General features: G+C 35.9%; 21 protein-coding genes and 1 riboswitch. Of the genes, 13 read left to right on the forward strand and 8 right to left on the reverse strand.

What is annotated here, in order from left to right; translation table 11 throughout:
- Window positions 1–2: 2 nt before the first annotated feature.
- The 6 genes from cobM to ACONDI_RS03495 form a co-directional block, all read right to left on the reverse strand.
- A complete protein-coding gene (gene cobM / locus ACONDI_RS03470) occupies window positions 3–803 on the reverse strand; it encodes a precorrin-4 C(11)-methyltransferase (protein WP_241080087.1) in 801 nt (266 codons plus the stop codon).
- Complete coding sequence (cobI, locus tag ACONDI_RS03475) at window positions 787–1,572, reverse strand: precorrin-2 C(20)-methyltransferase (RefSeq protein ID WP_241080088.1); 786 nt, start codon at window positions 1,570–1,572, stop codon at window positions 787–789. The genes cobM and cobI overlap by 17 nt, the downstream gene beginning before the upstream one ends.
- 170 nt (window positions 1,573–1,742) lie before the next feature.
- Window positions 1,743–3,029, reverse strand: coding sequence for a precorrin-6y C5,15-methyltransferase (decarboxylating) subunit CbiE (gene cbiE / locus ACONDI_RS03480; RefSeq protein ID WP_241080089.1), 1,287 nt, complete (start codon window positions 3,027–3,029; stop codon window positions 1,743–1,745).
- Complete coding sequence (gene cbiD / locus ACONDI_RS03485) at window positions 3,017–5,053, reverse strand: cobalt-precorrin-5B (C(1))-methyltransferase CbiD (protein WP_241080090.1); 2,037 nt, start codon at window positions 5,051–5,053, stop codon at window positions 3,017–3,019. Before cbiD ends, cbiE begins: the two co-directional genes overlap by 13 nt.
- A gap of 24 nt (window positions 5,054–5,077) precedes the next feature.
- Entirely contained in the window at window positions 5,078–5,911 is an 834-nt protein-coding gene (locus tag ACONDI_RS03490) for an energy-coupling factor transporter transmembrane component T family protein (RefSeq protein WP_241080091.1), read from the reverse strand.
- Between the two features lie 66 nt (window positions 5,912–5,977).
- Window positions 5,978–6,673 (reverse strand): energy-coupling factor ABC transporter permease, encoded by a 696-nt coding sequence (locus ACONDI_RS03495; RefSeq protein ID WP_241080092.1) that lies wholly within the window; start codon window positions 6,671–6,673, stop codon window positions 5,978–5,980.
- Window positions 6,674–6,851: 178 nt separating this feature from the next.
- Window positions 6,852–7,040: riboswitch (cobalamin riboswitch) on the reverse strand.
- A 229-nt stretch (window positions 7,041–7,269) separates the two neighbouring features.
- Here ACONDI_RS03495 and cobU point away from each other — a divergent pair.
- The 9 genes from cobU (at window position 7,270) to modA (ending at window position 15,497) form a co-directional block, all read left to right on the forward strand.
- Complete coding sequence (gene cobU, locus ACONDI_RS03500) at window positions 7,270–7,806, forward strand: bifunctional adenosylcobinamide kinase/adenosylcobinamide-phosphate guanylyltransferase (protein ID WP_241080093.1); 537 nt, start codon at window positions 7,270–7,272, stop codon at window positions 7,804–7,806.
- 45 nt (window positions 7,807–7,851) lie between these two features.
- Window positions 7,852–8,757: an adenosylcobinamide-phosphate synthase CbiB gene (gene cbiB / locus ACONDI_RS03505; RefSeq protein WP_241080094.1), complete on the forward strand. Its 906-nt coding sequence runs from the start codon at window positions 7,852–7,854 to the stop codon at window positions 8,755–8,757.
- 165 nt (window positions 8,758–8,922) lie between these two features.
- Complete coding sequence (locus ACONDI_RS03510) at window positions 8,923–9,714, forward strand: adenosylcobinamide-GDP ribazoletransferase (protein WP_241080095.1); 792 nt, start codon at window positions 8,923–8,925, stop codon at window positions 9,712–9,714.
- A gap of 72 nt (window positions 9,715–9,786) precedes the next feature.
- A complete protein-coding gene (locus tag ACONDI_RS03515) occupies window positions 9,787–10,749 on the forward strand; it encodes a GHMP family kinase ATP-binding protein (protein ID WP_241080096.1) in 963 nt (320 codons plus the stop codon).
- On the forward strand, window positions 10,736–11,824 hold the full coding sequence (cobD, locus tag ACONDI_RS03520) for a threonine-phosphate decarboxylase CobD (RefSeq protein ID WP_241080097.1): 1,089 nt from the start codon (window positions 10,736–10,738) through the stop codon (window positions 11,822–11,824). Before ACONDI_RS03515 ends, cobD begins: the two co-directional genes overlap by 14 nt.
- A 71-nt stretch (window positions 11,825–11,895) precedes the next feature.
- Window positions 11,896–12,453 carry a cob(I)yrinic acid a,c-diamide adenosyltransferase gene (cobO, locus tag ACONDI_RS03525; protein WP_277397807.1) on the forward strand — a complete coding sequence of 186 codons (558 nt, stop codon included), beginning with the start codon at window positions 11,896–11,898 and terminating at the stop codon, window positions 12,451–12,453.
- Window positions 12,453–14,021: a cobyric acid synthase gene (locus ACONDI_RS03530; RefSeq protein WP_241080099.1), complete on the forward strand. Its 1,569-nt coding sequence runs from the start codon at window positions 12,453–12,455 to the stop codon at window positions 14,019–14,021. Before cobO ends, ACONDI_RS03530 begins: the two co-directional genes overlap by 1 nt.
- On the forward strand, window positions 14,018–14,743 hold the full coding sequence (locus tag ACONDI_RS03535; protein ID WP_241080100.1) for an HAD family hydrolase: 726 nt from the start codon (window positions 14,018–14,020) through the stop codon (window positions 14,741–14,743). Before ACONDI_RS03530 ends, ACONDI_RS03535 begins: the two co-directional genes overlap by 4 nt.
- Window positions 14,736–15,497: a molybdate ABC transporter substrate-binding protein gene (gene modA, locus ACONDI_RS03540; RefSeq protein ID WP_241080101.1), complete on the forward strand. Its 762-nt coding sequence runs from the start codon at window positions 14,736–14,738 to the stop codon at window positions 15,495–15,497. Before ACONDI_RS03535 ends, modA begins: the two co-directional genes overlap by 8 nt.
- Here modA and ACONDI_RS03545 read toward each other — a convergent pair.
- Together ACONDI_RS03545 and modB are read right to left on the reverse strand one after the other, a co-directional pair.
- Window positions 15,487–16,587, reverse strand: a complete 1,101-nt coding sequence (locus tag ACONDI_RS03545; RefSeq protein WP_241080102.1) for a sulfate/molybdate ABC transporter ATP-binding protein — start codon at window positions 16,585–16,587, stop codon at window positions 15,487–15,489. The genes modA and ACONDI_RS03545 overlap by 11 nt on opposite strands.
- Window positions 16,574–17,251 carry a molybdate ABC transporter permease subunit gene (gene modB, locus ACONDI_RS03550; RefSeq protein WP_241080103.1) on the reverse strand — a complete coding sequence of 226 codons (678 nt, stop codon included), beginning with the start codon at window positions 17,249–17,251 and terminating at the stop codon, window positions 16,574–16,576. The genes ACONDI_RS03545 and modB overlap by 14 nt, the downstream gene beginning before the upstream one ends.
- A gap of 189 nt (window positions 17,252–17,440) precedes the next feature.
- Here modB and ACONDI_RS03555 point away from each other — a divergent pair, with 189 nt between their 5' ends.
- The 4 genes from ACONDI_RS03555 (at window position 17,441) to ACONDI_RS03570 (ending at window position 19,609) form a co-directional block, all read left to right on the forward strand.
- Window positions 17,441–17,701: a twin-arginine translocase TatA/TatE family subunit gene (locus ACONDI_RS03555; RefSeq protein WP_241080104.1), complete on the forward strand. Its 261-nt coding sequence runs from the start codon at window positions 17,441–17,443 to the stop codon at window positions 17,699–17,701.
- A gap of 62 nt (window positions 17,702–17,763) precedes the next feature.
- A complete protein-coding gene (tatC, locus tag ACONDI_RS03560; protein WP_241080105.1) occupies window positions 17,764–18,516 on the forward strand; it encodes a twin-arginine translocase subunit TatC in 753 nt (250 codons plus the stop codon).
- A 46-nt stretch (window positions 18,517–18,562) separates the two neighbouring features.
- Window positions 18,563–18,979, forward strand: coding sequence for a secondary thiamine-phosphate synthase enzyme YjbQ (locus tag ACONDI_RS03565; RefSeq protein WP_241080106.1), 417 nt, complete (start codon window positions 18,563–18,565; stop codon window positions 18,977–18,979).
- Window positions 18,980–19,075: 96 nt separating this feature from the next.
- Entirely contained in the window at window positions 19,076–19,609 is a 534-nt protein-coding gene (locus ACONDI_RS03570; protein WP_241080107.1) for a macro domain-containing protein, read from the forward strand.
- Window positions 19,610–19,624: the final 15 nt, after the last annotated feature.

The following is a 19,624-nucleotide window of genomic DNA, read 5'->3' on the forward strand; positions in this document are numbered from 1 at the left end:
AATCAATTATTAGTTTTATTTCTGTAACCGTGTTCAAAATCTGGATGATATAGTTTTGAATCCTTATAAGCGTTTTTATCTGCGTCTAATACTTCTCCTACCATAATTAAAGCGGTTTTTTCTATTTTAGCTTCTTTAACTTTTTCTTCAATGTTACTCAAAGTTCCCTTAATAATTTTTTCTTCTGGCCAGGTGGCTTTATATATTACTGCAGTAGGGGTAGCGTCTGTCATGCCGCCTTCTTTTAGCTCTTCAACTACCTTGCCAACATCTTGTATACTTAAGTATAAGCATAGTGTTGCATTGTGAGCGGCCAAATCTTTTAGGTCTTCTTCATTAGAATGTGAAGTTTTCCCTTTGACCCTTGTCAAAATCACAGTCTGGGTTATATCGGGTAGTGTAAGCTGACGTCCTAGACTTGCTGCACTTCCCTGAAAGGCGCTTATGCCTGGTATTACTTTAGTTTCTATATCTTTTTCATACAGAGCATCTTGCTGTTCCTGGATTGCTCCGTAGAGGGAAGGGTCGCCTGTATGCAATCTGACAACCATTTTACCATCAAACACATATTCAGTAATAAGCTCAACTACTTCATCTTTTGTCATATTGGCACTGTCATAAGTTTTACAGCTATCTTTTTTTACATTTAACAGCTCAGTGTTAATTAGTGAGCCGGTATAGACTATAAGGTCAGCATTTTGAAGGAGTTTATCACCTTTTTTGGTGATTAAATCAGGATCTCCAGGACCTGCACCGACAAAATAAACCGGATATCTGCGATTGTCTTTATTTTCTTTTTGCAATCTGATCACCTGCCATATTTGGTATTCTTGGATTTACTATTATAGTGGAAAAATAATCTATCTTTTCACCTTTTAGGTCTTCAAGATTTGTAATAATGGTTTCTTGATCTTGTCCTAACCTTGACATCAAAACTGCTTCGTGAGCTCTATCTGCTTCTATTAATTGACTTAACAGTCCTTCAAAATTTGAAGAAACTTTCATAAATACTATTGTCTCGTAGTTTAACAGTTCATTTTGGTAGGTGCTATCTTTTTCTACAGGTATTACAATAACCTTTTCATCTCCTAACACCAGGGGAAGGTTAATCCTACTGCTGATTGCGCTAAAAGAATAAATCCCCGGGATAGTTTCTACAGGATAGTTAGGATAGTTGTCACTTATTATTTCAAGGAGATAACCGTAGGTACTATAAAGAGTAGGGTCACCTAATGTAATTATAGAAACAGTTTTGTTTTTATTTAACTTGTCAATTATTATATCGACTGCTTTATCCCAATATGCTTTAAGTTCGTCTTTATTTCGTTTCATGGGGAATATTAGATCTTCAGTTTCTGGCATTTTGTCAGTACAGCTAAACTCTTCAAAAGCCTTTTTTGTTATATCATAAGCAAGGCTGTCCTTTTCAGGGGTTGCTTTGGGGATAAATAATACATCACTTTCCTCCAAAGCTTTTAATGCTTTTAGAGTTAAAAGTCCTGGCTCACCAGGCCCAATACCTATTCCATATAATTTAGCTGTGGAGTTTTTTGAACTGGTTTCACTATTCATTGTTTTTTCACCTCAAAAATTATCGTTTTCCAAGAATTTAAGACTATTAACAAATCAAAAAAATTTTGTTTCATATTAACTTTTGCACTAAGATCAAGTTTAGCTGCATACTATTAGCGAACTTTTAATTTGTATGCTTTTTACAAATCCTAGTGAGCGTTGGTATGCAGCTAAACGCTTTTTGTGGCTGTAATTATAGAAACAGGATTCTTACTTTTCCATAGTGATACGGCTCCGAGGCTTTCAAGATTATTAACCTGTAGGCTTGTAACGTCTATGGTCCAGTTTTTGTTATTTTTTAAATAATTATAAGCCTTTTCAAAAGTTTCAAAGGCAATTGTAGGTATAACAACAGCACCTTCAAATTTATTTTGCTCTTCTAAATAATTAATAATTTCGATTATCTTTTTGTCACTACCACCGATTACAACTCTATCAGGGTTTGGCAGTTCTTTTAATACTTCCGGTGCTTTCCCTCTGATGGGTATAACCTGGGGGCAATTAAATTTTTCTATATTTTTTTTGATTAATTTTACTGCTTCATCCTTGTGATCGATAGCATAAACAGCTCCGCTGGTTCCGATGTTTAATGCTCCCTGTATAGATATAGAACCTGTACCGGCTCCGATATCCCAAATAGTTGCTCCTTTGAAAAGATTTAACTTGGCAAGGATTATAGTTCTTATCTCTTCTTTTGTCATAGGAACTTTTTCTCTGATAAATTCGCTATCCTTGATCATTATGTTTGTATAAGAACCATCAATGTTATCATTATTATTAACTTTAGAATGATTTCTAGCATTGCTGGTAGAGCAACTATTAGTAAAGACTAAGAGACAATCTTTTTTTGGTGAATAGCTATCAAGATTTTTTATAGTAGTTTTTAAAACTTCTTCTTCTGGAAGGGTAAGATTTGCACAGATTGCCACTTCCTGATCTTCTGGGATATTGTTTTGAAGAAGTTTTTCTTTAAGCTCGTGAGTATCAAGGTTACCCAAAAGAACGCAGGTCTTATCTTGATTTCGTAAATGTTGACAAAGTTTAGAAAGATTTTCGCTTCTGCCGTGAAGGCTTAAGATTACCCCGTCATGCCATATTTCATTTAATCTTGCAAAAGCCACCTGAATCGAGCTAATCCCGGGGATAATATTGAAACTTTCCCCGGGGAATTTCTTTTTTAATAGGGATAATAAACTATAAAAACCGGGATCTCCGGTAAGTAAAATAGTAGCTTCTAAACCTTTATTAAAAACCTTTTCCTCTAAAAAATCAATGACTTCATTTAAATTTTTATCAAAAATAAATTTTTCTTTAGGGTTTGAGTTAATTTTATCAGAAATAATAGCGGTTTTTTCGCTAGCTACAATTATACTTGCATTTTCTATTTTGGTTTTAGCGATAGGAAGGAGGTAGTCTTCACTTCCTGTTCCACATCCTACTATGTTTATTTGTCCCATTTCCATCCCTCTTTTTCACATATAGTTTTAGCTTTTTGGCTGGCTGCAAGTATATTACCACTTCTATCCGTTAAAATAGCGCCAACATTTAAGTCATTTTTTACCAACTCTTCACAGTTGGCTGTTATTTTTTCTGCGATGGAGTTAAGAATTTTGCCAGTATCAGTGTCATTATTGCCTTCGTCATCATCTTTTAAAAAGCTTAGCATCTCTTCGGTGGTATTAGAGTGATATAGTCTTTCTATAAGTTTTTGGCTTGCCCCGTTTAGTGCAGAGTGGGTAATAAAAACTTCTTTTCTTGCATCAGCCATCCTACTGTGAGTTTGATAGATTCCGGCTGCAATCTTACTTAGTTTGCCAATATGGCCAAATAGCAAGATATCGCTGTCATCATCTAATATTTCAGTAGCTGATGATAACATGTATCCAACAAAATTACCAATGAATACAATGTTTTCTTCAGGTATGTTTATAGCTTTAGCATTATTTTCACCGATTTTGCCCGGTGTGAAGACAGCAGTGCTTAAGTTTTGTGCTTTTATCTGATGCAGCTGCATGTATAACGAGTCCCTGTAGGCTTCAGTAGACATAGGTTCTACAATACCTGTCGTTCCAAGGATTGATATACCGTCCATTATACCTAATTTTTCGTTTAGGGTTTTTTTGGCTATTTTATCGCCACCTGGCACCCATATAGTTACTTTTGCACCATTATCTAATGGGAGAATTTCTTTTAAGTTGTCTTCTATCATTTTTTTAGGTCCAGGATTAATAGCTGCATCACCTTTTTTTGCCGGAAGTCCTGGTTTAGTTACTGTTCCTACTCCATGTCCGCCTTCTATTTCGACTTCCCCAGTTTTATATGTCAGTTCTACCTCTGCCATAATCATAAGATTATGAGTGACATCAGGGTCATCTCCACCATCTTTTCTAACACCGCAGTGGAATGTGTTATCTCTTGATGGAGGAGCTATACTGCTGCAGGCGATGTCAATTTTTAAGTTTTGGCCGTTTAAAGTTTTTATTTGTACCTCACCTGGACATTTGTGATTTATTAAAGAATATAGAGCGCCTTTAGCTGCTGCACATGCTGTACTTCCTGTAGTAAAGCCTTTTTTTAGGTTGCCTGATTTTTTCTCTGGTGTTTTTTTTGCTTTAGGGCTTTCGCTGTAGAACTTTTTGATCTTAGCGTTTTCTTTTAACAGCTCATCCTTGGCCTGTCCAATTGTAAGGGGTAGTGTACTTTCTAAACCTTGTTCAGATTGAATAATCTCATATAGATGAGAGATTCTTGGCAGTCTTAACCCGGCTTTTCTTAGGGTGTTTTTAGTTTTGGGATTGATTACATCTTTTAGAGGGCCTTGTTTCTTAACTTCTCCTTCTTGTAAAATAATTAGCTCATCAGCTGCTAAAGGAATTAAATCTACATCCTGAGTTGCCATAAAAATAGTGATTTGTCTTTCTTTATTTAATCTTTTAAAAAGCTTTAGAAGGTTTGAAGCTGTCATCGGGTCAAGACCTGCAGTAGGTTCGTCAAGTAACAACAATTCGGGGTCCATGGCTAGGACCCCTGCAAGAGCTACACGTTTTTTTTGGCCAAAACTTAATTGATCGATACTTCTATTTTTGAGGTCTAGGGCGCCGACCTGCCCAAGGGCTTTATTGGCTTTGCTTTTTGCTTCTTCAGGTGATAGTCCGCTGTTAAGGGGACCAAATGCTACATCTTCTAAAACATTGTTGACAAATAACTGATCTTCGGGATTTTGAAAAACCATCCCGATTATACTATAGAGTTCTTCATCTTTATAATCGTTAAGTTCTCTGCCATTTAGTAATATGTTGCCATCGGATGCTTTTTTTAACGGAGTTAATCTTGAGATTATATTTAACAAAGTAGATTTACCGGATCCATTAACCCCCAAAAGTCCGTAAAATTTGCCTTTGCCAATTGTTAAATTGATATCTTTTAATGCTTGGATATTACCTGGATAGGTATATGAGATTTTTTTTAGTTCTAATTCCATAATTAACTACACCTCTGTATTACATTATAATAAAATTTGTATTAGATCGGTTATGAACATGTGACCTAGATAAATGCTTCCTACTATAGTAAAAAACGAAATAAATATTATTGAAAGAAAATAAAAATCATTAAGGTTATAATTTGGAAAGGGTAAGTAAAACAGTTTTTCTTTATATCCTCTGACTTTTAATGCCGCATCAGTTCTTAAAGCCTGATCAAATGCCTTTAAAAAAAGTGTGCCAGCCAAAGTTATTGTAGACTTGGCAGACCTTAAGAAGCTGGTATAGCCAAGACGTGTCTTTTGAGCTTTTTGTACTTTTTTTATCTCGTCTTTTAAGTAAATAAGATAACGAGTTGAAAAATTAAATATGTCAATTATCTCATGAGGAACTCTAAAATGCTTAAAGAGCCCAACAAGCTCGGCTTTTGATGTAACAAGACAAAAAAACCATAAGATTGATGCAAGCAGTATAATCCTCAAAAAAATAGATAAGCCAAAATTTAAACCTTCGTAAGTTGCGATCAAGTCAAAACCTACAAATGGCAGCTCAAAACTGAATATCTCGGCTCCTTTTCTGGTGAATAGATTAAATATAAAAAGGAAAAAGCCCATACTGCCAGGTACTATAAATCTTAACAGGGCAGCTTTGACTGTAGTAACGGTCTTGTCATGCTCTATGTTTAATAGAAATAAGAAGATACACATCCCTAACAGTAAAAATAATAACTGGACAGGTAATGATATTATAAATGCTATTGTAAATAAAACTGCAGAAAAAGCAAATTTGTTTAGAGGATGGAGCGATGTGAAAGCCAGTTTGGGTCTAATATAATTCTGGCTTAAAATCTTAATCATTGACTAATCACCTCTATGTGAAATGTTAAGTTTAGGTCAGTTTGGTCCAACTTATTGGTAGCTTTTCTAATTGTGTTTTAACGGATCAATAATAGATACAGGTCTTAGGTGTTCGAAAATCTGCGGCCTTCTTGACATAAGAAATTTTAAAACTCCGACTGTAATTATACCTTCAACAATTGCAAAAGGAACCTGGGTTGGAGCATATGCTATGGCAGCAGTTGCCCATGCTGTACTAAAGGCAGCTTCATGGACTTCTGAGAGAGCTATTTGAGTAGAGGAAATAGCATACACAATTATACTTCCCAAAAAACCAGCCAACCAGGTTGTAGCTATAAAAAAGAAATTAGAATTTTTGTAGTTTATTTTGTCTGAGTAATAAAATATAGCCCAGCCAAAAAATCCGCCAAACCAGGTGGCAAAAGTGTTAGCGCCGAGGGTTGTTAAACCTCCATGAGAGAAAAATAAAGCCTGGATAAACAATGATAGAAAAATGATTATGGGTAATAATTTTGGCCCGATAATAAAAGCTATTATCGCAGCTCCCACCATGTGTGCACTGCTTCCAATTACAGGTATAGGAAAATGTATCGTTGAGATTACAAAAGATACTGCGGTCAATAGGCCCAAGATACCTTTAATGCCCGGAATATCTTTGGCTTTGTTTCTAAAAGCCATTACTGCCGTTATAAGAGATCCTCCAGTTAGAGCCCACCAACTAGCAGCTTGTGTTATGCCCATTGCACCATCAGGTAAATGCATTATAACTTCCTCCTCTAGTGTTGTTAATTTTATTATTAGGCAAAATAAAAATCCCAGCCTTCTAGGAAGAAGCTGGGTACCCGGCTGTACTATGTCTTATTATTACTAACTGCGTTCTAAGCTACAGTTAGTCTAGACAGTCCAGCGTGGGTACTCTGCCTTTATCCTCGAAGGCTATTAGAGTACCGGCCTCAGGGCAGGTTTCCTGGCTTATGGCCCAAGTAAGGTGTTATAGCCTTCCCGGGAAAGAAACTTTCCAGTGGCTAAAACACGATAATTTGGCCAATTACAGTGGCGGGACCGCTCAGGATTTTCACCTGATTCCCTTTTAACCATTAGTAATGGCACCCTGAGGTAAAACTCGTATTTATATTGCTTTTATATAACTATACCATAAGAAGGTTTGGTGGGCAAGTGAAAGTTAGAAGTGATAACCCAAAACAAAAGTGCTAGGAAATTTGTGTATGGTTAATATATATTTATAAATATGGCAAAAAAATTCGGTTTATGATATAGTGTTTTAAGGATACTCGGACGTTCGTAGTTCGAGTAAGCTAGATTTTTGATGTTGAATTTTCGTGTTAAAGGAGAATTTCATGTCTAAACTTATTTTGGTAACAGGTGGAGCTCGCTCAGGGAAAAGTGATTATGCTGAACAACTAGCCAAAGAATCTCCTTTGCCTGTGTCATATGTAGCTACTGCTGAGCCGCATGATGAGGAGATGAAAAGAAGAATAGAAGTTCACAGAGAAAGAAGGCCTATAGATTGGGAAACAATTGAGGAGCCTTTATATCTTTTTCATAGGTTTAATTCTTTATGTAAAAAAAAGCAACTAATTTTGGTTGACTGTGTAACCGTTTATCTTTCAAATAAACTTATGAAATACTGGGATAAGTGGGATGAAAGATTTGAAACTTTTGTGCTAGAAGAATTCAAAAAAATGATTGATATTATAAAAAAAAATGAAGCAGAAACTATCTTTGTTACCAATGAAGTTGGTTTTGGTTTGGTGCCTGAACACAAAATGGGTAGGGTTTTCAGAGATCTTGCAGGTCGTGCCAATCGTATAATTGCTGAGTCCTCTGATGAAGTATATTTAGTTATTTCAGGGATACCTACGCAGATAAAATAGGAGGGGGCAACAATTTTTTCACCTGTATTGATAACTGGAGCTTTTTTGCTTGACTTACTTATAGGAGATCCTTTTGGAAGGTATCACCCGGTTTGTTTGATTGGAATTTTAATTGACAAGCTTAAAGATCTAGCTTTTAAAATATTTAAAACACCAACCAGCTTAAAAGCTGGCGGAGTTGTATTGGCACTCATCGTAATATTTATAACCTACTATGTATCAGTTCTGTTGGTGAGTATAGGCTGGTGGGTTGAACTTTTACTTCTTTATTTTTGTATTTCTATTAAAAGTTTGACCTATCATTTAAAAGATGTATTAGATCCTCTTATGCATGGGGATTTGGATAGTGCAAGAAAAGCAGTTGGTAAAGTTGTAGGTAGGGATGTTTCAAGGCTAAATGATAGTGAAGTATCAAGGGCAGGAATTGAGACGGCTGCTGAGAGTTTTGGAGATGGTATTATGGCGCCCCTTTTTTTTGGAGCTATTGGTGGGGCTCCCCTCGCTATGACATATAAAGCTGTCAACACCTTGGACTCTATGATTGGGTACAAATTTTTGCCTTATAGAGATTTAGGTTATTTTTCTGCTAAACTTGATGATGTTTTAAATTATATCCCTGCAAGATTATCGGCATATATATTCCTTTTGGTTGGAAGGCTAAAAAAGTTAAATTATAAAAAAGCGGTTTCATTAAGAAAAAAAGATGCCAGTAAACATCCAAGTCCAAATGCTGGCCAATCAGAAAGTGTTGTGGCTGGTTTGTTGGAGGTTAGACTTGGAGGTCTTAATTATTATAATGGGGAAGAATCTTTTCGGGCATATATGGGAGAAAACCAAAAGCTTCCAGGACCTCATCATCTAAAAAGTGCAATAAATCTAATAAATATTTCGGCCTGGATGGCCCTGCTATTCTCAGTTGTTTTATCGCTTATTATAAACTATTTGATTTAAATTCATCATGTTCTATTTGTATGGTATGATAAAATATAAACGTCGATTCTCCTGCTTTCTCATCAAGATGTATTACAATTAAAAACAAAACTTTTTTTCATATGACTTTTTGCAGTAAAATTAACATTATAACCAAGGTTAATTACTGGAAGGATGCCAATTATAATGAACTTATTTAAGCAAATAAAGACTTTTTACAAAAGGCTATATTCTGCAATTACACTCCTTACGGTAGTTCCCATGCCTGGATGGCAGTTAGATTTCACAAGGACAACTCATTATTTTCCCTGGGTTGGTGTGATTTTATCTTTTATATATTTGTTTTTGTTCTTGGTTTTAGATGGGCTTGTTTCTCCTTTTATGCTTGCTTTTTTACTGGTACTGTTAGATGGGTTTTTGACAGGTGGGCTTCATTTAGATGGTTTTTCTGATTGGATAGATGGTATATACAGCCGCAAAGAAGGCGATGATTTAAGAGCGGTTTTGAAAGATAGTAATATCGGAGCAATAGGAGCGGCAGGACTTGTTTTTCTGATATTAGGAAAAGTGATATTTTTAAGAGAAGTTTTAATTAGTGAGTTTTCTTTGGTGTGGATTCTTTTTTTCCCGTGGTTTGCGAGAATTCTGATGTATTTAGTGATAGTTTCTTTTCCCTATCCTTCAGGGAAAAAAGGGCTTGGACAAATATGTCAGGAGGACTACAGTATACTTGGTCATCTATGGGCTGTATTGTCCGGAGGGGTACTGCTTTTAGCATTGTATTTTTTCTTTCCAGAAAATTTAACGGGTACAATCTTAACAGAACTTATCATAGCTGCTGTAATATCAGGGAGTTTGACCTATTTATTTATTAAACGTTTATCTATCAAACTTGGTGGGGTAAATGGAGATGGTTATGGTGCCTGCTGTGAATTTTCCCAGGTAATGGTTCTTTTAATGGGAAGTTTTCTTATATAATAAAACTGTACTTTGGTGCAAAAAGTCTACTCACAAAAGTATGATGTTTTATTTGTAATGGTGGTGAATGAATTGTCTATAAACGAAAAATGGGTTTGTCTTAAAGTGCCACTAACCTGTGGAGAATGGGTTCAGGGAAGACTAAACGGTGATGATTTTTTGGTGTCATGTCCTATAGACATTTTTACTAAAATATCTTTGTCGTGTCAAGAAAAAGAAACTCAAGACATTAGTGTCACTGCAAATAGGATAGATCATGATGGCAATGTGACCTATCCTCCTAAGGCCATAAATGCTGTAAAAAAAGTTTGCAGTGAACTGGGGATTAATGGCTTTGATTTTAAACTTGAAATAGAATGTCCTAAACCTGAAGGAAAAGGATTTGCGACTAGCAGTGCAGATGTACTTGGAAGTATTATGGCTGTATTAAAATTATTTAATTTGGACATACCGGCTAGTAAATTTTTTAGAATCGGAGTAGAGATTGAACCAAGTGATAGCATTGGATTTTCTGGATTGTGGAAGATTAATCATAGAATAAATTCTGCTAAACAAATGGCAAACTTTGATCCTGTTTATCTAGGTGAGATCCTCAAGGGTCAGGTTATGGTGATTGACCTGGGTGGAAAAGTTGAAACTATGGAATTTAATCAAAATAAATATTTGACAGACCTTTATGATAAAAATGAAGCGACGAGCTTAAAAGCTTATAATTATATAAAAGAAGGTATAAATAATAGAGACCTTTCTTTGATGGCTAAAGGTTCGACTTTGAGTGCAATCTCTCACCAAAAGATTTTGCCAAAAGCAGAACTAGAATGTATTATTGACAACATAACCACCCTAGAAGCCCTTGGAGTAGTTGTAGCTCATAGCGGGACTCTTGTTGGGATTATATATCCTGAAGAAAAAAAAGATATGACTGATTTTTACTCCTGGCATAGAAAAGAAGGCCCCGGTGAAATAATTGGGAACTACCCGCTAAGAGGTGGAGGTGTAGAATGGATTGGAGGTGGGGTTATTGAAGCCTCATGAACACGGAGGGCAGATTTATCGCTGGGCAAAAGAATTTGAACTTGACCATGAAGAGATTGTTGATTTTAGCGCGAATATTAATCCTTTAGGTCCCCCAGAGAATTTAAAAAAAGAACTAACAAAAGAGTTAGATAATCTTCCTAATTATCCAGAACCAGATGCTTTAGAGCTATGTCATGATATTGCAAATATGCATGGCATCTCAGAAGAAAATATATTGGTGGGTAACGGAGCAAGTGAGTTAATAGATTTGTTTTTTTTGTATAACAAGTTTCAAAAAGCTTTTTTTCCTGCTCCTACTTTTAAAGAGTATGAAAGGGCATGTAGATCAGTAGGGACAGAGGTAGAGAATTTTTATATATATGATAGGCCTTTGAAAGATAGGTTAGATGATTTTATAAAAAAGATAAAAGAAAAATCACCTTCTGTTGTAGTGATATGTACTCCAAACAACCCAACTGGTGAAGTCTTGGAACCAGTGGATATCAAGAGGATATCTGATGTGGTAAGAGAAATAAATGGCTGGCTTTTTATTGATAAATCTTTTATAACTTTTGTAAGAGAAGATTGGCCAAAACTCATCTGGGATAATACTATACCTGATAATACTGCTATAATTTATTCTTTTACCAAAATGTATGCCATAGCAGGACTTAGATTAGGCTATATAATTGGCCCTTCTAAAATGATTTCGGAGATGAAAAAATTAAGAAATCCCTGGAGTGTTAATCATCTTGCCCAGGTAGCAGGAAAGGTATGCTTAACAGAAAAAGAATACGAAAAAAAGACTAGAAAACTTGTAGATAAAGAAAGAGATAGATTAATAGAAGGTTTAGAAAAGCTAAACTTTAAGACATTTCCTGGGAAAGCCAATTATGTACTTGCCAAAATACAAGATAATAAAAATTTAAATTCATGTAAGCTGTGGGAAGGCCTTGCCAAAAAAGGTGTACTTATTAGAAACGCAGAAAACTTCGATGGTCTAGATGATAGCTTTTTTAGAATAGCAGTTAGGCTTCCTGAGGAGAATGAAAAACTTCTAAAATCCCTTGAGGATTTTTTGAAGACTCTTTAATAAATGGCTCTATTATAGCTCAAAAACAAAACTTTGTTCAATGACTTTATGCAGTAGAATCAACAATAAAAGTGAATCGAAGGGGGAGATTTAACATGGGGGAAGAACAGAAAGGTTTAGTTATAATCCATACTGGTCCGGGAAAAGGGAAGACTACAGCAGCTTTTGGGCTATGTCTTCGGTCAGCAGGTAGAGGTTACAAGAGTAGGGTCATTCAGTTTCTAAAAGGCGGCGACAGATCAGGGGAACTACTTGCCTGTGAAGAGTATCTTCAAAAGATGGTGGAGATTCATACTTACGGCAGAGAAGGATTTATAGGGGGAGAACCTCTTGAAGAAGACTATGATATGGCAGAAGAAGCTTTAGAAAAAGCCAGGGAAGTCCTTAATGATCCGGAAGTTGGCCTTGTAATATTAGATGAGGTTAATGTTGCTGTTTCTCTTGGTCTTTTGGGGGTTAATGAGGTTTTGGAGCTGTTAAAAGAAAAGCCTGAAGATAAGCATGTAGTATTAACCGGCAGGGAAGCACACAGAAAGCTAATTGAAATAGCTGATACAGTTACTGTTTTTGATGAGAACAAACATCATTTTAGTGCCGGGGTATCAGCAGTAGAAGGGATTGAGTACTAATGAGTAATGATGAACTCTGTCCATGTATAATGTTTCAGGGAACTTCCTCTGATGCTGGTAAGAGTGTTCTTGCAACGGCACTGTGTAGAATTTTGGCTAATATGGGTTATAAGGTAGCCCCTTTCAAAGCTCAAAACATGGCCAATAACTCCTATGTCACAGAAGAGGGACATGAGATTGGTAGAGCACAAGGGGCTCAGGCAGAAGCTAGTAAAGCAAAAGCAGAAGCTTCCATGAACCCTATACTTTTAAAACCATCTAGTGACGGTGCTTCCCAGGTTGTTGTGATGGGAAAAGCTCTAGAAGAGGTAAAAGCCAAAGAGTACAGGGAAAACTGGGTACCGTATCTATGGCCTAAAGTTCAAGAAGCTTTGTATGAGTTAAGAAAAAAATATGATTTTGTTGTGATGGAAGGGGCAGGAAGCCCCGCAGAGGTAAACTTAAGGGAAAGGGATTTGACCAACATGGAAGTGGCAGGTGAAGGTGATGCAAGAGTGGTTCTTGTTAGTGATGTAGAAAAAGGGGGAATGCTTGCTTCTGTAGTTGGCACCCTGGAGTTACTAGAAGACTGGGAAAGAGATCTAGTTTATGGGATAGTTGTAAACAAATTTAGAGGGGACTACAAATTATTAGAGCCAGGATTAGACTTTTTGGAAAAGAAAACAGGTAAGCGAGTACTTGGAGTCATTCCATATTTTACCGAAGAACTTGTTGAAGCTGAGGATTCTTTGTCTTTGTCTAGAAAGATTTCCAGTGGAAGTGATGGAATGGAAGGGGATAAAGCCAAAGGAAAAATAAAAGTTGGAGTTGTTAATTTAAGCAGAATTTCTAATTTTACTGATTTTGACCCTCTTGAACAACATCCTGAAATTGAATTTAAATATCTTCCTTTAGAAAAAGAAATAGACGATATTGATTGTCTAATATTACCGGGGACTAAAGCAAGTAGACAGGACCTTATTAATTTTATGGAATCAAAACTATATAGCTCAATTAAAGAAAATAATATTTTTGAGAAGAAGCCTATTATGGGGGTGTGTGGCGGCTATCAGATGCTTGGTAATGCCATAAAAGATTATGAAGGGATAGAAGGTCGCCCGGGAGAGTTAGAAGGACTTGAGCTCTTGCCCCTGGTGACCGAATTTATAAAAGATAAATGTACTGTGCGGGTTAGCTGTAGAGTTACATCAAAAAATAATATTTTTGCTCCCATAAAAGACGAGAATATTACGGGCTATGAAATTCACCTGGGAAATACTAGGGTTTTAGATGAAGATTATAGTTGGCTATATGATGAAAAAAATAACTCAAAAGGAGCTATTAGTAAGGATAGCAGGATTTTGGGGACTTATCTTCATGATATATTTGATAACGAAAAATTCTTGCAGTGGTTTTTGGCCTGGGTGAAGTCGTGGAAGTATTCGAATAATACTTCAAGAATAGAAGAATTTTATTTTGAAGACAATTCTGGAAGACTAAGTAAAGAAGAAAATTATGATAAACTAGCAGAAATAGTAAAAGAAAACCTTGATATTGACTCTCTTTTAGATGGGATGATAAAAAAGTGACAAAAACTATTAAGGGAATAATATTCGACCTTGATGGTACTTTGTATGACCCTTTTTGGCCTGGACTTGTATCCCTTAAAGCATGCTTTGAATTAGCAGAAAAAAAAGGGTTTATTTGTGATAGCAGAAGACAGAGGCTAAAAAGAAAAATAAATGGGGAGGAACTTTATTCATACAAATTCTGGAAAACTATATTTGAGGAAGACAGTAAAAATACCGGTTCGGATGAGTTTCCTTTGAGCTTGATATTTAAAAAAGCCTGGTTTGATATGGATGAGAAAAAAGATGAGTGCTGCGACTATTTGGAACGGGTATGGTATAAGGTTTTTTATGAGAAAATTAGGCCTTTTCCTTGGGTTCATAAGACAATGAAAGAGCTAGAAGAAAACGGTTTTAGAATTGGAATGATTTCAGATAGTCCCGTTACTTTTGGGAAAAAAAAGATAAGAGCCCTGCGATTGGATAATTATTTTGACTTAAACAATACAATTTGGACAAAAGAACTAGGGTACAAAAAACCAAGTAAACACTCATTTATAAAGATGTGCGAGATGATGGATAGTAACCCTTATGAACTTCTTGTGATTGGAGATGTGTATCACAAAGATGGAAGCGGGGCAAGAAATGCCGAAATGAACTTTTTGCCAGTTAGCAGTAACTGTGATTTTAATTATTTTTTGAAACGGCTATGGGATGTTGTGGGAGGCAAAGGTAATGAATAGGATGATAACAATATTTACGATGGTGTTTGTTGTAATTTTTTCTTCTTTTATAACTGGTTGTGCACCAAGAATGGAAGATAAAACTTTAACTGTAGGTGCTGCATCATCTCATTATTTTGTATTCCAAGAGATAGGCAAAGAATTTGAAAAGGAGTATGGCATCAAGGTTGATTATAACTTTGGGGCTACAGGCCTTTTGTATCAGCAATTTAGACAGGGTGGGCCTATGGATGTTTTTGCTTCTGCCGATGTTTTGCATGTTGATAGATTAGTTGAAGAAGGGATAATAGATCAAGAAGTACAGGAACTTTATGCAAGAGGAAGACTTGTTATAATAAGTCCTGGAGAAGATGTAGTAAGACTTGAAGATTTAGATAAAGAAAATATAGATATAATTGCTATAGCTAATCCAGAACATGCGCCTTATGGTAGAGCGGCGAAACAGGCACTTGAGAATAAAGGAATATGGGAGAAACTATCTGAAAAAATAATATTTGGCTCTAATCTGAGAGATGCCCAAAGGTATGTCGAAAGCGGAGAGGCAGATGCTGCGATTATATCATTATCAATGATAAAAGAACAGGACGAGTCCGCTTATTATGTTATCGATGAGAACTTACACGAACCTATTGATCAAAAAATAGGAGTTGTCAAAAACGCCATAGCTAAAGATGAAGCGATTAAATTCTTTGAATTTGTAACCCGTTCTGAAAAAGGAAAAGAAATTATGAAAGATTATGGTTTTAGTCTTTAAAAATGCTTAACGATTCTGGTGGTAATGTAACATAAACGTTACTTTCACTAGCCAATTTAAGTTTATTATAAATATGAAGGGACACATGAATTTCTAAATCATAATCGTCTTCATTTTGTGGAAAAGAAAAAAGTTTTAAAAAAAGAGTATAGCTGGTACTGTGCTCTATTCTTTTGTCAAGCAGTGTTCCCTCAAAAACATTATCTTTATTTAATCCCCTTTTTCCCAGGTCTTGCCTTACAAATAAAACCTCGGTAGGTCTTATGGAAACGTTTACACTTTCACCCAAATTATAATTAAGGTTTGGAGCTTTTAATATTAAACCATTACATTTTATTTTCGCATGATCGTCTTCTTTAGAGATTATTTTGCCAGAAAATATATTTCTATTACCTGTAAACCTTGCCACGGTCCTACAGGAAGGCTCGTTTAAGACTTTTTCCTTTGGGCCCATTTGTAATATCTTACCATCGTCCATAACAGCTATGTTATCACTTAACATGAAAGCTTCTTCAAGGCTGTGTGTAACCAACAACGTTGTTACAGGAAATTTATTATGGATAGTTAATAGCTCTTCCTGCATCTTTTTTCTTACTGGAGCATCAAGGGCAGAGAAAGGTTCATCAAGGAGTAAAAGATCTGGGTCTACGACTAAAGTTCTTGCTAATGCTACTCGCTGCTTTTGGCCTCCGGATAGTTGACTTGGATATCTTTTTCCCAGGTTATCAAGGCGCATAATTTTAAGCATTTGATTTACTTTTTCTTTTTTTTCAGATTTACTTAGATTTTTTAAGCCAAAACCTATATTTTTTTCTACAGTAAGATGCGGGAAAAGAGCATAATCTTGAAATAAAAATCCGATATTTCGCCTCTTTACAGGTGTGTTAATACTTTTTTCTTTGTCAAAAAAAATATTATTATTTAGGTTAACTTGACCTTCTTCTGGTTCTGTTAACCCGGATATGCATCTTAAGGTAAGGCTTTTACCGCATCCAGATGGACCAAAAAGAGCAGTGATTCCTCCCTCGACATTCAAATCTATATCAAGCTCAAAATTTTCATAGGTTTTCTTAATATTACAGTTTAGCATTCTTTTCACCTCTAGACATTGTTCCTTCTAGCTTACTTAATAAAAATAAGACCGTTAGTGCCACTATGCTAATTATAGCAACAAGGGTGTTAGCTCTTGTGATCTCACCCGCAAGAACTGCATCGTAGATAGCAATGGGAGTTGTCTGGGTTCTTCCTGGTATATTTCCGCTTATCATAATAGTTGTGCCAAAATCGCCTATAGCCCTAGCGAAGGCTAGCACAATACCAGTGGCTATTCCACGCCATGCCAGTGGTATGGTTACAAAAAAGAATATCTCTAGTTCTGACCTACCAAGCAACCTGGCCGCATCCTCAAGGTTTTTGTCTACTGAGGAAAAAGCAGCTCTTGCAGATTTGATTAAAAATGGAACTGAGACAACATAAGAAGCAATCACGGCAGCTCTCCAGGTAAACACCAGGGGTATCCCTAATTCAAAAAAAATATCACCTATGAAACTAGTTCTTCCAATTAAAATAAGAAGATAATATCCAAGTACTGTAGGTGGCAGTACTATTGGTAAAGTAATAAAGGCTTCAACTAAAGATTTGCCTTTAAAGCTTTTTTTGGCTAAAAAATAAGCTATCGGTATCCCAGTTACAAATGCCCAAAACACTGCTATTATAGATACCCTAAGGGAAAGCTGCAGTGGGAAAAAGTCCATCTGTTAAGTCTCCTTAAAATAAATTGATATATCTCTATTGTATTTTAAATAGCTATTATATTTATGTCAAACCAAAACATAATTATTAGGTTTGCTTTTAATAGTACTTTGTATTATAATCAGGAATGCAAGGTATAGTGAAAAGAGTATCATGACTTTTTTAGCTTATTAAACTGAGGAGGGGTAAAAATGTTTGGACGTTTTGGACCTTGGGAACTTATATTAGTGTTGATTATTGCCCTTGTGATTTTTGGGCCTAAAAAGCTACCAGAACTTGGAAGAGGCCTTGGAAAAGGACTAAAAGAGTTTAAAGGTGCAACAAAAGAGCTAAAAGATAGTGTAGAAGAAGTAGACAAAGAGATAAAAGATGAAGCTCAAAGTGCTACCGAAGGACTTAATGAAGATGAAAAATCTGATTCAGAAGCTGAACCAAAAAAAGCAGAACAGTAAAAAGTGATTGTACTGGCCTAATATAGGCGATAATATTTGCAGTCTAAAAGAAGGTGAATTATATGAGACGAAGTCGTTCGGACCCAAATGAGATGAGTTTTTTTGGGCACATTGGTGAACTTCGAACAAGACTAATCTGGGTAATTGCGACTTTGCTGGTCACAGTAGTTGTTGGCTTTATGTTCTCGGAGCAGGTACTAGAGATATTAAAAGCCCCTGCTGATGAGCTAGTTTATACAGCGCCTGCGGAAGCCTTTTTGACGCAGTTGAAGCTTGCTCTGATTACGGGGCTTGTTTTTGCTTTCCCGGTTATATTGTATAATATTATAGCTTTTTTGTTACCTGCTTTAGAGAAGCATGAAAGGCGTTATTTATTTATTGTAATACCTTTCGCCCTGGTCTTATTTGTAGGTGGAGTTTTATTTGCTTATTTTGTTATGCTCCCAATAGCATACAGCTTTTTTATAGGTTTTGGTAACGAAGAACTTCAGCCTTTTATCTCTGTAAGAGAGTATGTATCATTTGCCCTTGGACTCATAATTCCTTTTGGGTTGGTTTTTCAGCTGCCTCTTATAACTATGATATTAAGTCAGCTTGACTTAATAGGGCCGACATTTTTGAAGCGTAATAGAAAGATTGCCCTTTTGGTTGTGTTTTTGGTAGGGGCAGTGCTTACGCCGCCGGATATAATCTCACAGGCACTTATGGCTGGTCCATTGATTCTTTTATACGAAATTAGCATTATTATATCGCGTATAGTTGTTAGAAAAAAAGAAAAACAGGACCAAATAGCTGAACAGGATGAAAGATATTAGAAAGATATTTAGTAAATTAGCAAGATAGTTTTTGGCAGGTGATTTTATGAAATCTTATAAAGAATATTTGTGGTTTGAAGTTACTAAGAGACAGGAATTTATTAATATTACTCCAAAAGTTAGAGAAGTAGTTAAAAAAAGCGGCGTGAAAGAAGGGCTTTGCCTTGTTAATGCCATGCATATAACTGCTAGTGTTTTTATCAATGATGATGAATCTGGTCTTCACAGCGACCTAGAAAAGTGGCTTGAGAAGTTGGCTCCTCATGAGCCGGTTTCTCAGTATGCGCACAACAAAGCAGAAGATAATGCTGCAGCCCATATGAAACGTGAAATTATGGGACGTGAAGTTGTTGTAGCTATCTCAGATGGGGAGTTAGATTTTGGGCCCTGGGAGCAAATATTCTATGGTGAATTTGATGGCAGAAGAAAGAAAAAGGCATTAGTTAAAGTAATAGGTGAATAAATTTTATAAACAGCAGTTAAAACTCCTGTATATAAGGTCGGGTATTGCCGGGTTTGTATCAGGAGTTTTTATGTTTAAAATATGGAGGTGTTTTCTATGAAAACTCAAGTCGAGGGGATTAAACTTGAAATTATTCAAGGTGATATTGCAGCGCAGGAAGATATGGAAGCTGTGGTTAATGCTGCTAATGCTCATCTTAAGCCGGGTGGTGGAGTGGCAGGAGCCCTTCATAAGGCAGCTGGTCCTGGACTTGAACAAGAGGGTAGTAAATTTGCACCGATAAAGCCAGGAGAAGCAGTTATCACAGGGGGTCATAACCTGCCAAATGATTATGTTATCCACTGTCTTGGTCCGGTTTATGGTAAGGATGAACCTTCCGATAAATTACTTGCTTCATGTTATAAAGAAGCACTTAGAATTGCCGATGAAAATAATATCTCTTCAGTGGCTTTTCCTGCGTTATCGACGGGAATATTTGGCTATCCAATGGAGGATGCTGCAAAAATTGCCTTTGAAACAATATTTGAAAAAGCAAAAGAGCTTAATAAAGTTTCTCATATCAGGTTTGTATTGTTTGACAAAAAATCTTATGATGTTCATGAAAACGTTTTAAGTGAAATTAAAAATTAAAAATGAAATGAATAA

The organism is Natranaerofaba carboxydovora (assembly GCF_022539405.1).
Classification (GTDB): domain Bacteria; phylum Bacillota; class Natranaerobiia; order Natranaerobiales; family Natranaerofabaceae; genus Natranaerofaba; species Natranaerofaba carboxydovora.

Excerpts from the sequence above, each read along its gene's own strand:
- ACONDI_RS03545 (WP_241080102.1), bottom strand. The coding sequence starts at position 16,587 with ATGCTAAACTGTAATATTAAGAAAACCTATGAAAATTTTGAGCTTGAT.
- ACONDI_RS03530 (WP_241080099.1), top strand. The coding sequence starts at position 12,453 with ATGAGTAATGATGAACTCTGTCCATGTATAATGTTTCAGGGAACTTCC.
- cobU (WP_241080093.1), top strand. The coding sequence starts at position 7,270 with ATGTCTAAACTTATTTTGGTAACAGGTGGAGCTCGCTCAGGGAAAAGT.
- modB (WP_241080103.1), bottom strand. The coding sequence starts at position 17,251 with ATGGACTTTTTCCCACTGCAGCTTTCCCTTAGGGTATCTATAATAGCA.
- modA (WP_241080101.1), top strand. The coding sequence starts at position 14,736 with ATGAATAGGATGATAACAATATTTACGATGGTGTTTGTTGTAATTTTT.
- ACONDI_RS03570 (WP_241080107.1), top strand. The coding sequence starts at position 19,076 with ATGAAAACTCAAGTCGAGGGGATTAAACTTGAAATTATTCAAGGTGAT.
- cbiD (WP_241080090.1), bottom strand. The coding sequence starts at position 5,053 with ATGGAATTAGAACTAAAAAAAATCTCATATACCTATCCAGGTAATATC.
- ACONDI_RS03490 (WP_241080091.1), bottom strand. The coding sequence starts at position 5,911 with ATGATTAAGATTTTAAGCCAGAATTATATTAGACCCAAACTGGCTTTC.
- ACONDI_RS03510 (WP_241080095.1), top strand. The coding sequence starts at position 8,923 with ATGAACTTATTTAAGCAAATAAAGACTTTTTACAAAAGGCTATATTCT.
- tatC (WP_241080105.1), top strand. The coding sequence starts at position 17,764 with ATGAGACGAAGTCGTTCGGACCCAAATGAGATGAGTTTTTTTGGGCAC.
- cobI (WP_241080088.1), bottom strand. The coding sequence starts at position 1,572 with ATGAATAGTGAAACCAGTTCAAAAAACTCCACAGCTAAATTATATGGA.
- cbiE (WP_241080089.1), bottom strand. The coding sequence starts at position 3,029 with ATGGGACAAATAAACATAGTAGGATGTGGAACAGGAAGTGAAGACTAC.
- ACONDI_RS03565 (WP_241080106.1), top strand. The coding sequence starts at position 18,563 with ATGAAATCTTATAAAGAATATTTGTGGTTTGAAGTTACTAAGAGACAG.
- ACONDI_RS03555 (WP_241080104.1), top strand. The coding sequence starts at position 17,441 with ATGTTTGGACGTTTTGGACCTTGGGAACTTATATTAGTGTTGATTATT.
- ACONDI_RS03495 (WP_241080092.1), bottom strand. The coding sequence starts at position 6,673 with ATGCATTTACCTGATGGTGCAATGGGCATAACACAAGCTGCTAGTTGG.